The organism is Amycolatopsis sp. NPDC057786, assembly GCF_042797905.1.
In the GTDB taxonomy this organism is placed as follows: Bacteria; Actinomycetota; Actinomycetes; order Mycobacteriales; family Pseudonocardiaceae; genus Amycolatopsis.
Genome location: NZ_JBHVKW010000156.1, coordinates 1 through 13,819, shown reverse-complemented (window position 1 = coordinate 13,819; position 13,819 = coordinate 1). Strand labels below are relative to the sequence as shown.

Here is a 13,819-nt window from a genome sequence, read left to right as displayed (position 1 = left end):
GGTTAGAACCCGAAACGCCACTCACGACCTCGGCGACCGGAGGCGAAGGGTCCTTTCACTGCATCAGACGCGGCGAAGGGAGCCTTCAGCCCACCGCAGACCCCGGCGACCGGAGGCGGTACAGCTCGGCCAGAGTGGCGCCCTCCGCACCGATCTCCGCGCCGGTGCCCAGCCAAGCGGCCGCTTCGCCTTGGGGCAACCGAGGGATTTCGATCTCGGCGAGACAACGGCCCGGCCGGACCACCGCGGGATGCAGCCGCGCGACACTCTCGTTGGTGGTCAGGCAGACGAGGATGTCCAGACCTTGACCGAGCAGGCCGTCCGTCAGGTTGAGCAGCCGGGACAGCGCCTGTCCGGAGTCGCGTTTCGCGTCGGCGCCGACCAGTTCGTCGCAGTCCTCGAGGATGAGCAGCCGCCATTTCCGCTTGTCCGCCCGCTCCTCACCGAGCACCACCGACGTCAGATAGCCCGGATCGGCGAACAGGACCTCGGGGTCGAGGACGTTGTCGACCTGGCACCAGTCCCGCCATTCGTGCGCGAGGGCGCGCACGGCGGTCGTCTTGCCGGTGCCCGCCGGGCCGTGGAGGAGCACCAGCCTGCCGGTGATGTCCTGCGGCCGCACCGTCATGAGCGTGTCGAGCGCGGTCACCGCCGAGCGCGGGTAGTTGCCGCGGATCTCCTGCCACGGCGGCAAATCCATGGTCCTTGGCGCACGCACCCCGGCGCCACCACATCCTTGCACGTGCCAGAAACCGACCGGTACGGCCGACTCCCCCGGCGTCCCCGTCCGTGCCGTTCGGACCGCGGCCGCGAGCACCTCGTCCGCCAGTGCGCCGGAGGTGGCGGACACGCATACGGTCGCGGCACCGGCGCGTCTCCGCAAGGCGACGAGTGTCCATTCCGGTCCGAAGGCGAGGTGCGAACGCCGCCCGTCGAGGTCATACGTCAGATCCGCGCTGATTCCCGGAGGCAGCAGCGTCGCGTCCGGCGAGACCTCGGTGATGTCGGCGGCCCGTGAGTGCGGCTGCGCCCCGGTGATGAACGGCTCCATCGCCAGCGAATTCAGCACACCTTCCATCGGCGCGTTGCCGCCGAAGAACATCGCACGGTCGAGAGGTTCGGTGGTCGCGGGTCGGGATGACTCGGTTGTCCATGCTGTCACCACGCCACGATCCATCCGGCGACGGCCGGCGCACATCAGGGACGGTCCCCGATTCACCCCTGACAGGGATCATGATCGGACGTATCGGAATACGCCCGCACCCCCGAGACCCCGACGATCGAAGGGGATGCTTTTCTGGTCGCGAAACGGACACGAACGCGGCTCAGACGAGAGAGAACCGAATGACCAGAGACGCAGATCCGGACGACGGCTTCGTCGAGGTGATCGCGCGCGAGGTGGAGGCCGACCCCGGCAACCTGGCGCTGCGCGAAGACTTCGTCACGCTGCTGCTGGAGCGGGAGCCGGACCGCGCCGCCACCGAACTGGCGGCGTTCGAGGCCCACGGCGGTGATCCGGCACGGGTCCGGTTGCTGCGCGCCCGGCTGATGGCGGCGCGGTTGCGCACCTCGACCCCGGTCGCGGCTCCGGCCGACGAAGACCACCAGGCCAGCGACGCCGCCGTGCCGGCGTCGCTGTGGGACGCCGAGCGCCCGGCGGTGACGCTGGCCGACGTCGCGGGTCTCGCCGAGGTCAAACAGCACCTGGACACCGCGTTCCTCGCTCCGCTGCGCAATCCCGAGCTGGCGGCGGCGTTCGGGCAGAAACCCGGCGGGTCGCTGCTGATGTACGGCCCGCCCGGCTGTGGCAAGACCTTCATCGCCAGGGCGATCGCCGGCGATCTCGGCGCGTCCTTCCTCCACGTGACCCTCGCGGACCTGCTCAGCAAGTGGATCGGCGAGAGCGAAAAGGCGATCCAGAGCGTGTTCCGCCACGCCCGCGCGGCGACACCGTGCGTGATCTTCTTCGACGAGTTCGACGCGCTCGGCGGACGGCGCACCTCCGGCGGCGGCGGATCGCAAGCGATGCGGATGCTCGTCACCCAGCTACTGGAAGAACTCGACGGCATGGCGGGCAGGAACGACGGGGTCTACTTCCTGGCCGCGACGAACCGGCCGTGGGACATCGACTCCGCGCTGCGCCGTCCGGGCCGGATCGACAAGACGGTGCTGGTACTGCCACCGGACGCGGTCGCCAGGGCGGCGATCGTCCAAGGCGCCCTGGCGGGCAAACCCGCCGACGACGTCGACGTCGTGGCCGTCGCGGCGGCGACCGAGTGGTTCTCCGGCGCCGACCTCGGCCATTTGACGACCACCGTGCTGCAGCAGGCGATGGTCGAGTCGATGAGCCGCGGTGAGGTGGTGCCCGTCACCACCGACGCGCTGCTGGCCGCGGCCGGCGGCATCACCCCGTCCACGACGTCCTGGTTCGACCAGGTGGCGCCGGTCCTCGAATACGGCGTCGACGACGGCACGTTCGACCAGCTCCGGGCGTACCGGGTCAAACGAGGCATGCGATGAACGACGCCGTGGAGCGAGACCTCGACCTGGCCTGGGAACTCATCGGGGCACAGCCGACGCATCCCAAGGTCGCCGAGCTGGCGCTACGGGTGCTCGCGACCGAGCCGGCGCGGTGCAGCGCGTTGATGCTCCTCGGCGACCACCGCCAGGCGTGCGGCGAAATCGACGAGGCGCGGCGGCTGTTCCTCCAGGTGGCCGGTCAGCGCAACCGATGGTTCACGATGGCGGCTCGTTCCCTTCGGCATCTGGAATTGGGCGAGCGCAACCTTGACGAGGCGCTGCGATGGGCGCGCATCGTGCTGGGCGAGGACCAGGAGGACTGGGACGACTGGATGCAACTGGGCCACGCCCAGGCACTCTCAGGGGAGTACGAAGTCGGCTGGCGGCAACTCGACGAGGCGGTGGCGCTGTGCGCGCGGGCGGCGCCGGACGACCTCTCCAAAGCGCTGGGGAAACGCGCGGAGTACCTGCTGGAGAGCGCCGCACCACCCGAACGCTTCGCTCCCGCGGCCGAAGAGGCCATCCGGGCCAACGCGGCGGACCCCTGGGTCGCCATGCTGCTCGGCTTCGCCTACGTGGCGCAGTACCGGTTCGCCGACGCGGAACAACTCGGCCTCCGGCTGCTGCGCGAGGACCCGACCGACGACCTGCTGCACAGCCTGGTGGATACGGCTCGGTCGATGCTGCGGATCGTCGAGAAGGCGAGTGCCGACGACATCACGCTGGACGACATCCGCCGCACCGGCGCGCTCGAGATGGCGTGGCGGCAGATCCGCGACATGAAGATCGGCACCGATCTGGGTTCCGCGCTGACGGCACTGGAACCGGTGCTGCCCGATGAGCTGCGCGCCACCCTGCGGCCGGGAGCCACTGCCGCCGAGCTGGCCGAGGGCGACGAGAAGGTCGGCTCCATGGTCGCGAAGGATGTGCTCACCTGGCACAACGGCCAGCAGCCCGGTACCGGCGCGTCCTGGGGGCTGGCGGAGCCGTTCCGGCTGATGTCGGCGGCCGAGATCCTCGCCATGGACGCCGAGATCGAGGCCGACCGGGCGGCGCACCCCGACTGGCCCGAGAACGAACTCTGGGAACAGGTGATGACCGACGACGCCGGGACGTACCTGGTCGCCGTCGCGTTCGGGGCGCTGGTCATACGCCGGCCAGGACAGCCGGACGAACCCGTCGCCGACTCGATGGCCGACTGGATCTGGGACCGGGTGGCCGACTTCGGCGGGCGAGACCCGCGTCCGGCACCCCGGAAGACCACGGATCTCCCGGTCGATCCGCCTTCGGACCCCAGTAGGTCGCTGACCGGCTACATCACGACGATGTGCGACGCGCTGGACGCGTCCGAGCAGTCCGCGGCGTACACGGAACTGCGCGAGCTCTTCCCCGGTTCGACCGTCCGGCGCACCGAACTGGCCCCGGACATGCCGAATGCCGACGGCGTCAACATCGTGGCACTCGACGGGCTGGTGAAGAGGATCACCGTCGATGTCGCGGTCTGCCCGAGCGCGGACCGCGTGATCTCCGGGCTCGACCTCGCCGGGTACAGCCACCAGGTCGACGACTACCTGCGGGCGAACGGCGCGCGCACGCGGGAAAGCTGGGTGAACCGCGCCAACGGCGAGAACACGGTCAACTACGACGTCGCCGGGCATCGGCTCGGTTTGGTGTGGGGAGCCGGGAAACTCGTCCGGATCTTCGTGGCCGCCTCCGATGGCTGAGCGGTCGCCCCGAGTGGCAGGTTGTGAAAGCCACTTTCGCAACGTTGAAGGTTGCGAAGGTGGCTTTCACAACGTCAGCGGACGGCCATCGCCCCCGACACGCGAGCCACCGAAGGTCAGCCCCTGGCGACCTCGCTGGCGGTGGTGAACTCGTATCCCTGCGCCCGCAGGCCGAGGACGACCGTGCTCAGATGCTCCAGCGGCAGGAACGGGTGGAAGAAGAAGCTCGCCACGTTGTCACGGACCACTTTGGACTTGGCGCCGTCGGCCAGCAGATCCGCGGGCAGCCGGGCAGGGTGCTGGTTGAACGGTTCCGGAGCGATATGGTCCAGATTCTCCGGTATCACCACCGCCCCGTAGACATCCCTTACCGGGTAAGGAAAGTACTGCCCGTACTTGTTCTGATAGGACACGGTCGAGGTGGAGCCGCAGGCACCGCGCGGGCAGTATCCCGCGAAGTAGCTGCCCTGGTCGTACCGCGCCGCGAAATGCGAACTGACCTCCTTGTAGTCCACCGCGGAACCGCCGTAATGCGGGAACTCGAACACTTCCGGCTCGGGCAACCCGACCCGGCGGAACTCGCCGAGCCCGGTGGCGATCCGCCCGCGGAACCATTCCGCGGAGTCACCGGGGACCGGGCCGGTCTCCACGACGTGGTTGTTCTTGTCCACGATCGCCGTGTAGAACTCGTAGTCCGCCGAGCTCGCCCCGCCGTAAGGGTTCGCCATCTCCTCGAACTGATGGCTGTAGCCGTGCATGATCATCGTCGCGCCGCGCCGGATGGCGTGGTGCAGCGCGTCGACCAAGGCCGGGCTGTCGACGAGCCGGGCGAAGGTCGGCCTGCCGCCGTTGGCGACGCCGTGCGGGTCCGCGTAGTACGGATAAACCGCCAGCGAGAACGGAATCCCTTGCCCGCCGAGGAGGTCGGCGATCCGGCGGATCTGGCCGGGATCGGTACGCGGCCCGATGTCCTCGATCCGCACGAGCGCGCGGTGCCGTTCCGCGGTCTTCGGGGCGAGCGTGCCGAGCAGGATGTCTGCGGCGGCGAGGTACCGGTCTCCCTCGTTGACGTAGGAGAACGGCGCCTCCGCGAGGTAGGTGAACGTCCCGGAGCGTACCGCCCACGGCGAGTGCTCCCCGCCAGCGACGCCGTCCGCGAGCACTTCGTTGACCGCCGGATTGTCCCGCCGTACCAACGGAATCGAACCGACCTCGGGATTGCGTTCGAGCGGCACGTTCTTGTAGCGGACCTCCGTCGGCGAGGTCGGGGTGCGGCCCACCGGCGTCCATCCCCAGCGCGAGGTGATGCCGGGGTCGTGTTCCGCCAGGCGATAAATGTTCTCGCCCATCCAGACGACGGGGACCTTCGCGGCCGCCACGTCCGCGAGGAACGCGGGCGGGAGCGCGGACTCGCTGATCGCGCCGACGTAGACCAGCGCCTGATATCCGCCGATCTCGCCGGCCCGGTAGTCGGCCGCGGCGCGCATCGTCCAGCTGCCCGCCCGCGAGACCAGGTTCGCGGTCTGCATCGCGTGCGCCTCGGCCAGCCCGGCCTCGTTCGCGCTCGCGGGCGGGTTCGGCGCGTCCCGCTCACCCGCGTCGTAGACCACCAGCGTCCGATGGTCGCGGTTCCCGCCGGGGCCCGGGCTGCCGACCTCGCTGCCCATCGCCAGCCGGTCACCGAGGGAGACCGGGGCGGCCGCGGGCGACGCGAGGATCGCGCTGGCCGGACGCGTGTACACGACCAGCATCACCAGCCCGGTCGCGACGACGACGGCCAGCGCCGCGAACCTCAGCCCGGCGGGCGTCCGACGGCGCCGGTGTCCCTTCCGCTTCCCGGTCATACCAGCACACCTCCCGAAAGCACGGCGAACTCCTCCACCGGCTCGGCACTCAGGCCGAGCAACCGGGCCAGCGCGAGCTCGGTGCGCGACGCGGCCTTTCCATCGCCGAACGGGTTGCCGTTGCTCATCATCGCCGCTCTGGCCCGCGGGTCGGCGAGGAGTTCCGACGCCGCCCGCACGATCAGCTCGCGATCGGTGCCGACCAACCGGGCACAGCCGGCGTGCACCGCCTCCATCCGTTCGGTGACCTCTCGCAACACCAGCACCGGAACCCCGAAGGTCGGCGCCTCCTCCTGGATCCCGCCGGAGTCGGACAGCACCAGCGTGGCCGCCGCGAGCGCGCCGGCGAGTTCGTCGTAGCGCAGCGGCTCGGTGACCACCACACGGGACACGCCGCCCAGTTCGGCGCCGACCAGCTCGCGGACGGCCGGATTCGGGTGCGCGGGCAGGACCACGTGCACGCCGGGATGCCGGGCGACCAGTTCGGCGACCGCGCGCAGCACCTGGCGCAAGGGTTCGCCCCAGGATTCGCGGCGGTGCGCGGTCACCAGCACCAGCGGCTCACCGCGCGTGGCCGACTCCACGGCCGCGGCGACCCGTTCGTCGCGGTAGTCCACCGCCCCGCGGTCGGCGATCGCGCGGATCGCGTCCACCGAAGTGTTGCCCGTGACCACGATCCGCTCGGCGGGGACCAGCTCACGCGACAGGTTCTCCGCCGCGGCAGGTGTCGGCGGCAGATGCAGGGACGCGGCCTGCGTGACCAGCCGCCGGTTCAGTTCCTCCGGGAAGGGCGCGGCCAGATCGAACGAACGCAGGCCCGCTTCCAGATGCACCACCGGGACCCGGCGCCAGAACGCGGCGAGCGTGCCGGCCAGGGTGGTCGTGGTGTCCCCCTGGACCACCACCACCGCGGGCGGTTCACGGTCGGCCAGCCCGTCGAGGCCGGTCAGCATCTGGCCGAGCAGTTCGGGCTGGCCACCGTCGCGGCGGTGCAGCGGCAACGTGACGTCCGCGCGCAGACCGAACGTCTCCAGCGCCTGATCGACCATCGTCGGATGCTGCCCGGTGGCGACCAGCACGGGCTCCATCCGGCCCGCCGCGACGATCGCCTCGGCGACCGGCGCCAGTTTGATCGCCTCCGGCCGGGTCCCCATCACGAGCCACACCCGCGGCCGGGTTCCTTGTTTATTCCAAACCATTACTCCCCCAAGGTTCGAATATTCTTTTCCGCGACTCCGCGCACTTCTCATGATCCTTTGTGCGGGGCGCTGTGCCCGATGCGACGCAGAGTGGTTCCACCCGGTTCCCGGCGAATTTCCTCACCCGATCGAGGGAACCGGGGCGCGACTCTTCACGTCGTAGTCGACGATGCGGGATCGGCCGGGGGGCCCGACCGCATCACGCACAATCCTTTCAGCACAAGGATTTGAGCACTTCTAGCTTGGGGGAGAAAATGTCTGTGATCCGGATCGGACCGGCGGTCGGGGCGACGGCGACCATGGGGGTCGCCGCGAGCGCCGGACCCTGGCTGCCCTTGTCACTCGCCGCGTTCATTCTGTTGCTTTTCGCCATTCGCTCGATTCTCGTCCGAATCGCGCCCGCGCCGGAAAGGGGGCGGTAGCGAAATGGAAACCAGTCTGTCCGTCATCGCCACCATCATGGTCGGCGTCCTGATCTGGTGGCCGCTGCAGAACCTCGTCCTGGCGGTGTTCGCCTGGCGGTCCCCGCAACGTCCGCGCAGTGTGCGCCGGACGCCGGATCCGGTGCCGTTCTGGATCGTCATCCCGGCGCTGAACGAGGAACGGGTCATCGCGAACACGGTGCGCAACGCGCTGGCCACGGGAACCCGGTACACGCCGGTCCGCGTCGTCGTCGTTGACGACGCTTCCGACGACGCGACGCCACGGATCCTGGCCGGTATCAGGGATCCGCGGCTGCACGTGCTGCGCCGTGAGCTGCCGATGGCCCGGCAAGGCAAAGGCGAGGGCCTCAACACCGCGTATCGCTACATCCTCGAAATCGCCCGCCGGGAAGGCACGATCGAGCAGACGATCGTCGGGATCGTGGACGGCGACGGCCGCTGCAGCGAAGGCATGCTCGACGAGATCGCCGAACTGATGGCGGAGAAATCGGTCGGCGCCGTGCAGTGCCGGGTGCGCATCCACAACCGGCACAAGACGCTGGCGCTGCTCCAGGATCTGGAATTCGGCGCCATCGCCGACTCCGCGCAGTCCTTGCGGGACCTGGTCGGCAGTGTCGGGCTGGGCGGCAACGGCCAGTTCACCCGGCTGTCGGTGCTCGCCCGGTTCCACCCTGGCCCGTGGTCGGCCTGTCTTGTCGAGGATCTGGAACTCGGTCTGCGCCTGCACCTGGACGGGATCCGCGTGCGCTACACGAAATCCGCGTGGGTCACCCAGCAGGGACTGACCGACGTGAAAAGGTTGCTGCGCCAGCGAACCCGGTGGGCGCAAGGCAATCTGCAGTGCTTCCGGCACCTTCGCGGGCTGACCACGTCGAGGTTCGTCAGCGGTGTCGGCCTCACCGACTTCCTGATCTACCTGCTCTCGCCCTGGCTGACCGTGCCCATGTCGCTGCTGCTGGTCGGGCTGGTCGCGGCGTCCGCGGTGGCGCTGGCCACCGGGAGCACACTGGGCGGGCTGGTGGCCACGGTGGACACTCTGCCGACGTCGGCCGCGATGCTGGTCGGGCTGGCCATGCTGCCGAGCCTGCTCTGGGGACTGGTCTACTGGATCCGGCTCCGCGACGAGAACATCTTCCGCTGCCTGTTCGCCGGGCTGCTCTACCCGTGGTTCCTGGCGCTGGGCATCATCGCGACGTGGCGGGCGCTGTTCCGGCTGCTGTCCGGACGCAACGGCTGGGCCAAAACCGAACGGCTGGCCGAAGACGGCCAGGCCGCGCCACCGACACCGATGCCGGTTCCCATGCCCGCGCCCGCATCCGTGCCGCTCCCGCTGCCGCGTCCGATCACACCGCCGGCGACGGTCGATCCCAGCGTCACCCAGCCGATTCCCTCGGAGGTCCTGGCCGCCGCCGAACGGACCCGGCCGGTGCCGCATCCGCTGGCCGAAGCCGAACCGACACAGCGACTGGAGCGGGTGTGATGGCAGGCCAGCACCGGCGCGGCCCGAAACGGAACAAGCTCGTTCTAGTCCTCGCGGCCGCCGTGCTGGCCCTCGCCGCGGCCTCCGCCATCGATCGCGGTGACTCCGGGAAGGAGTCGTCGGCCGGGTGGTACGTGACGGTGTACTACACCGCCGTCGAAGCGCATCACGACGAAGACCCCGTACCGGTCACCGGCTGCCTGGTGATCGACTGCGAACGCGGTGACGACAACCTGGGGCGCTACCCCGAAGGGTTCGTGCAGGCCGTCGAAGCCGAAGGAACCGGTCGCATCGTCAGCGGGCGGCACGCCGGCCGCTACCTGAACTGGTCGCACGACACCGGTTTCTGGCTGGACAACGCGCCCCGTGACAGCCACGGCCGCCCGCTGGAGCCGTTCGTCTCCGCCGCCGCGGATCCGAACGTCCTCAGCGCCGGCCGGGAACTGCGGATCACCGGCTGCGGCACCGCGGAGGACGGCACGGCGATCGACGCGGGAGTCTGCGACCGGCTGCGGTCGGCCTCGTGGCGGATCATGGACGAGTTCACTCCCGGCCTGGGCGGCGACCGGCATATCGACGTCTACCTCGGCGAGGAGACCGGACCGGACTTCACTTCCGACCCGATGTACTCGTCGCTGCACAACGCCACGCTGGAGCTCGGCAAGCCTTGACCGTCAGGAAAGCCGTCCGGCTGCGGCCCGCCTCACGCATCACCAGCGCCGCCGAGAGCCCCGGATCCACTGCACGAAGTAGGCGACGTCGCGAAAGCCACTTTCGGGACACCAGATGTCGCGAAAGTGGCTTTCGCGACACCCGCGCCCCGGCGTACTCGTGGTGCGGCAGGCTAAGTTGACCGGATGAGTCTTCTCGATGACGTGGCCGAGCGCGACGGCTGGCGCTGCTGGGTGTGCGACGAGCCGGTCGACCCGGACATGTCGGTGAACGATCCGCGCGGGCCGAGTGTCGACAGCCGGACCGCCGATCGGAAGGCCAAGATCCCCGAGCGGCTCGCGCATCGCGGGTGCAACACCCGCAAGGGCGCGGTCAAGGTGGTCATCGCCTGGCCGGACCGCCTGCACGTGGCCGAACCCGCGCCGCTGATCACCGTCGCCGGACGGCTGGAGCGCAAGGGCGGGCGCGAATTGGTGGCCCGCTGCCCGACCGAGCAAGACGCCAAAGAGGCGGCGGAGTGGCTCGAAGACCGGTTTTCCCGTCTGGTACCGGGATTGCCGGTGACCGCGGGAGTCGAGCCGGGCGGAGGCCAGTTCCTCGTCATCCTCAACGCCGGCCGCCGGTGAAGCGACCGGCGGCCGCGTCCATCCTAAGAGGACACTCCGCAGCCCGGGTCTCGTCTCGGTGACCCTCCTCGTCGCCTGCTGCGCCGCCCTCTCCGCCTGCCGGGTTTCGCGGCAGGCGGAACCGGACGCCCGCCGAGCGTCTCCGATTTCTCCCCATTGGACGCCGCCGGTGCCGCGAAGACCCGCGGCGACGGGAAGATCGCCTTGAGCATCGCCGCGCCCCACGGCACCATCGACGCCCGCACCGACCGCATCCGGTTCAACAGCGTGCCCACCCGCCGGGACATCAGCGAGGTGACGTACTTCCTGGCCACCGGCTCTCGCGACGAATTCTTCGCCTGGATCCGCGAAGGCGTCGGCAGATACGGCATCGACGGCGAATCGGCGGAACGCTGGATCGGCTCGGCGACCGCCGATCCCAGGCGGAAAAGCGATTTCTCCCTGACGAGCGGGGTCAGCACCGGCCTCGAAGTGAACTACGACCTGCGCTACGACGGCACCAAAGGACGGCCAGGTCATCATCATGCGCGTCAGCCCCTGGAATAACCCTTTCGCCGCCTTCGCGCAAGCCCTGAACGCACCATTGCCGGAGCCGTGGCCTGCCTGTTTAGTCAGGGGCGCCCTGCCGACGGGCAGGGCCTTGATCGCTCCGAAAGCGAGGACATCATGGGCGGAACCAAAAAGGCATTACCGCGCAGACTGGTCACGATGGCGGCCGCGGCACTGATGGCGGCGGGTCTCTCGATCGCCGGCTCGGGCACGGCTTCGGCCGCGGACTACTACTACGAATTGCCGTACCCGGCGGGTGAGGCGTACACCGTCTCCCAGGGACCCGAGGGAACCTTCTCCCACACCGGCCCCTACAACGAATACGCCTGGGATTTCGCCCTTCCGGCCAACTACGAGGTTTCCGCCACGCAGGGCGGCCAAATCCTCGTCTCGGACTGGTCACCGTACTGGCAGAACGGTATCGAGGTGATCATCCGGCACTCCAACGGCACCTGCACGCACTACGCGCACCTGAACCGGGCCATCTACAACGCGGGCGCCTGGGTCCCGCAGGGCCGGGTCATCGGCTGGTCTGGCAAGACCGGGGCTGCCACCGACTATCACCTGCACTACCAGGTCATCAACTGCTCCACCCGTGTCGGCATCTCCTCCACCCTCCAGGGCTGGGTCCCGAGGACCGGTTCCCGACCGGTCAGCGTCAACACCAGGGCCTGATCGTCAGCCCGCCGTCTTCGTGATGGTGACGCGCGCCGAGCCGCTCTGTTCGTCCTGCACCAGGACCTTCAGCCCGTTCCCCTCGTAGCGGACGATGGCGAGGTTCGCGTTGTGGGTGTCGGCGTAACCGAGGCCCGGCAACGTCTCCGCGTAGAAGCTCTTCGCGGTCTCGGTGTCCACTCCGGAGATCCGGAACGACACCGCGGTGTCGGTCGTATGGGTTCCGGACGCCGTACCGCCCGGCGGCAGCGGGAACTCGGGCGACGGCCAGCCCGGCGGCATCGGGTACGCCGACGCCGAACCCGATGCCGCCGGGGTCCCCGGTTGGCTCGATCCCGCCGCCGGGGCGGAAGGCCGCGGATCACCACCGCAACCCGCGATGGCCAGGCACGCGACCAGTGCGAGCATCGAAATCCCACGCCTTTTCGTCATACCGGAAAACTACCTCACGGTATGACGGCGACGTACTTGAGCCCATAATGACAACTTCACCCGAAAGTGGGTACGCGCCCGTAATTACCCGCATTTCATCGGTATTTCATCGGCGCTCATTAGCGTTCGGCGAGCAAACCCGACAGTGGGGAGAAACCGATGAAAAGAGCCGGAGCACGTCTGCTCGCGACCGCCGTCCTGTCCGTCGTCACCCTGGCCGGAGCCATCGCCGGAGCGGGAGCGGCACAGGCGGCGCCCGCGCGGCCCGATGGCCCGTGCGGGCCCGTCATGTTCGTCGTGCCGGGATATCAGGACGGCGGGGCACAGAAACTCCTGGACCGGGCGTTCGCGCCCGGCGGCGCCGACCCGGTGCGCATTCCGTATCCGAACGGCGCCGGGGACGTGAATCTGTACGCCGACGTCGACGCGGGGGTCGCCAACCTCCGCACGGCGCTGTACAACCTCTACGTCACCTATGGCTGCGATCTCGAAACGAAGGTCTACATCGTCGGGTTCAGTCTCGGCGCGCTCGTCGCGGGCACGGTGCTGGAGACCGAACCGCCGGGACGGAACATCCAGGGCGTGCTGTTCGCGGACGGGCGGCGGCAGCCCGTCGAGTCGAACTGGCCGGGTGACCCCGGCGGGCTGATCGGGCATCTGCCCGTGCCCGGCCCCGGCGGTGCCGGGTTCCGGCCGGTGGATTCGTTCCGGTACCCGACGCTCAGCCTGTGCAACGGGCCGAGGGCGGCAGGCGGCGCGGATCTGATCTGCTTCGGCGGCACCAATCTGGACAGCTACTTCAGCTCGCACCCGTATTACAGCTTCGAGGTGAACAACGAACTGAACATTCACGGCGAAGGCCCGTACCCGAACAACCTGCGCAACCGCGTCATCCCGTAACCGGCTTCGCAACCTCCCCGGCGTTTCGCCGGGGAGGTTGCGCGGCGAACCGAGGTCGTGCCCTTGGGGACACGGCGGTTCGAACCTTCGGGCAACTCTGTCCGCACCGGCTTTCCAGCGCAACCCCATTCCGCTTCCGACGTCTTCCTGACAAAGCTTCACCAAGGAAGGCGAGAGGGGCGCTGAAATGAAATTCACCGCGAAGAAGACCATCAAAACGGCCATTGCCGGCGGGGCGGTCGCCGCCACCGCACTTCTTTCCGCGTGCGGCGCGAACAATGTCGCGGGAAATGGTTCTCCGGTGAAGAACGCGGCCGTCGAACAGGCGCGGGCGGGCGGTGGCCAGGGGGCGGCCGCCGGAGGTTCCGGCGCCGAGTCGTCCGGCGGCGACGTCGACTGCAGCAAGCACGGGGGTCAGGTCGGCGCGCCGGGGCGGCCGAAGAGGGATCTGATCGCGGTGGCCGCGACCGACGGCACCACGCCGGGATGCACCGAGGCGTACAACGTGATCACCGAGTACTACGAGAAACTGCCCCAGGCCGAAGGCCCCGGCGAGCGGGTGCTCGACGTACAGGGCAAGTGGACCTGTGCCCGCCTGACGGAAACCGGGATCGAGGTGATCTGCGGTGTGCCGAACAGCTCCCTGCAGCTGGAGACCAGGCCCTAGGCACGGGGAAGGCGCCGGTCGAGCAGAACCGGATCACCACGGTCAAGGAGATCTACCGCCCCTGACACCGGAAACGGAAACCGGCGGC

General features: G+C 69.2%; 13 protein-coding genes. 9 read left to right on the top strand and 4 right to left on the bottom strand.

All coding sequences use genetic code 11. From position 1 onward, the window contains the following. Positions 1 to 85: 85 nt before the first annotated feature. Entirely contained in the window at positions 86 to 1,162 is a 1,077-nt protein-coding gene (locus ACFVM3_RS40210) for a DUF5925 domain-containing protein (RefSeq protein WP_378445033.1), read from the bottom strand. 182 nt (positions 1,163 to 1,344) lie between these two features. Here ACFVM3_RS40210 and ACFVM3_RS40205 point away from each other — a divergent pair, with 182 nt between their 5' ends. Together ACFVM3_RS40205 and ACFVM3_RS40200 are read left to right on the top strand one after the other, a co-directional pair. Further along, the gene (locus ACFVM3_RS40205) at positions 1,345 to 2,520 is read left to right on the top strand and encodes an ATP-binding protein (protein ID WP_378445032.1); all 1,176 of its coding nucleotides are present in this window, start codon (positions 1,345 to 1,347) and stop codon (positions 2,518 to 2,520) included. Continuing rightward, a complete protein-coding gene (locus ACFVM3_RS40200) occupies positions 2,517 to 4,244 on the top strand; it encodes a tetratricopeptide repeat protein (protein WP_378445031.1) in 1,728 nt (575 codons plus the stop codon). The genes ACFVM3_RS40205 and ACFVM3_RS40200 overlap by 4 nt, the downstream gene beginning before the upstream one ends. A 116-nt stretch (positions 4,245 to 4,360) precedes the next feature. On the opposite strand, the gene ACFVM3_RS40195 is transcribed toward ACFVM3_RS40200, so the two are convergent. Next, positions 4,361 to 6,088 (bottom strand): DUF2334 domain-containing protein, encoded by a 1,728-nt coding sequence (locus tag ACFVM3_RS40195; RefSeq protein ID WP_378445030.1) that lies wholly within the window; start codon positions 6,086 to 6,088, stop codon positions 4,361 to 4,363. Further along, the gene (gene wecB / locus ACFVM3_RS40190) at positions 6,085 to 7,287 is read right to left on the bottom strand and encodes a non-hydrolyzing UDP-N-acetylglucosamine 2-epimerase (protein WP_378445029.1); all 1,203 of its coding nucleotides are present in this window, start codon (positions 7,285 to 7,287) and stop codon (positions 6,085 to 6,087) included. The genes ACFVM3_RS40195 and wecB overlap by 4 nt, the downstream gene beginning before the upstream one ends. Before the next feature lie 426 nt (positions 7,288 to 7,713). On the opposite strand from wecB, the gene ACFVM3_RS40185 reads away from it, so the two are divergent. From ACFVM3_RS40185 to ACFVM3_RS40165, 5 genes are all read left to right on the top strand, one after another. Next, the gene (locus ACFVM3_RS40185) at positions 7,714 to 9,210 is read left to right on the top strand and encodes a glycosyltransferase family 2 protein (protein ID WP_378445028.1); all 1,497 of its coding nucleotides are present in this window, start codon (positions 7,714 to 7,716) and stop codon (positions 9,208 to 9,210) included. Beyond that, entirely contained in the window at positions 9,210 to 9,881 is a 672-nt protein-coding gene (locus ACFVM3_RS40180; protein ID WP_378445027.1) for a hypothetical protein, read from the top strand. The genes ACFVM3_RS40185 and ACFVM3_RS40180 overlap by 1 nt, the downstream gene beginning before the upstream one ends. A gap of 186 nt (positions 9,882 to 10,067) precedes the next feature. Continuing rightward, complete coding sequence (locus ACFVM3_RS40175; RefSeq protein ID WP_378445026.1) at positions 10,068 to 10,508, top strand: hypothetical protein; 441 nt, start codon at positions 10,068 to 10,070, stop codon at positions 10,506 to 10,508. A 156-nt stretch (positions 10,509 to 10,664) separates the two neighbouring features. Then, positions 10,665 to 11,054, top strand: a complete 390-nt coding sequence (locus tag ACFVM3_RS40170; RefSeq protein ID WP_378445025.1) for a hypothetical protein — start codon at positions 10,665 to 10,667, stop codon at positions 11,052 to 11,054. A 120-nt stretch (positions 11,055 to 11,174) separates the two neighbouring features. Beyond that, positions 11,175 to 11,732: a M23 family metallopeptidase gene (locus ACFVM3_RS40165; protein ID WP_378445024.1), complete on the top strand. Its 558-nt coding sequence runs from the start codon at positions 11,175 to 11,177 to the stop codon at positions 11,730 to 11,732. A 3-nt stretch (positions 11,733 to 11,735) separates the two neighbouring features. On the opposite strand, the gene ACFVM3_RS40160 is transcribed toward ACFVM3_RS40165, so the two are convergent. Further along, positions 11,736 to 12,164 (bottom strand): hypothetical protein, encoded by a 429-nt coding sequence (locus ACFVM3_RS40160; protein WP_378445023.1) that lies wholly within the window; start codon positions 12,162 to 12,164, stop codon positions 11,736 to 11,738. Between the two features lie 159 nt (positions 12,165 to 12,323). Between ACFVM3_RS40160 and ACFVM3_RS40155 the strand changes: the two genes are divergently transcribed. Further along, entirely contained in the window at positions 12,324 to 13,064 is a 741-nt protein-coding gene (locus ACFVM3_RS40155; protein ID WP_378445022.1) for a hypothetical protein, read from the top strand. Positions 13,065 to 13,251: 187 nt separating this feature from the next. After that, positions 13,252 to 13,731, top strand: a complete 480-nt coding sequence (locus ACFVM3_RS40150) for a hypothetical protein (RefSeq protein ID WP_378445021.1) — start codon at positions 13,252 to 13,254, stop codon at positions 13,729 to 13,731. Positions 13,732 to 13,819: the final 88 nt, after the last annotated feature.

Coding starts and splice junctions, on each gene's coding strand:
- ACFVM3_RS40205 (WP_378445032.1), top strand. CDS start 1,345: ATGACCAGAGACGCAGATCCGGACGACGGCTTCGTCGAGGTGATCGCG.
- ACFVM3_RS40200 (WP_378445031.1), top strand. CDS start 2,517: ATGAACGACGCCGTGGAGCGAGACCTCGACCTGGCCTGGGAACTCATC.
- ACFVM3_RS40195 (WP_378445030.1), bottom strand. CDS start 6,088: ATGACCGGGAAGCGGAAGGGACACCGGCGCCGTCGGACGCCCGCCGGG.
- wecB (WP_378445029.1), bottom strand. CDS start 7,287: ATGGTTTGGAATAAACAAGGAACCCGGCCGCGGGTGTGGCTCGTGATG.
- ACFVM3_RS40185 (WP_378445028.1), top strand. CDS start 7,714: ATGGAAACCAGTCTGTCCGTCATCGCCACCATCATGGTCGGCGTCCTG.
- ACFVM3_RS40180 (WP_378445027.1), top strand. CDS start 9,210: ATGGCAGGCCAGCACCGGCGCGGCCCGAAACGGAACAAGCTCGTTCTA.
- ACFVM3_RS40175 (WP_378445026.1), top strand. CDS start 10,068: ATGAGTCTTCTCGATGACGTGGCCGAGCGCGACGGCTGGCGCTGCTGG.
- ACFVM3_RS40165 (WP_378445024.1), top strand. CDS start 11,175: ATGGGCGGAACCAAAAAGGCATTACCGCGCAGACTGGTCACGATGGCG.
- ACFVM3_RS40160 (WP_378445023.1), bottom strand. CDS start 12,164: ATGACGAAAAGGCGTGGGATTTCGATGCTCGCACTGGTCGCGTGCCTG.
- ACFVM3_RS40155 (WP_378445022.1), top strand. CDS start 12,324: ATGAAAAGAGCCGGAGCACGTCTGCTCGCGACCGCCGTCCTGTCCGTC.
- ACFVM3_RS40150 (WP_378445021.1), top strand. CDS start 13,252: ATGAAATTCACCGCGAAGAAGACCATCAAAACGGCCATTGCCGGCGGG.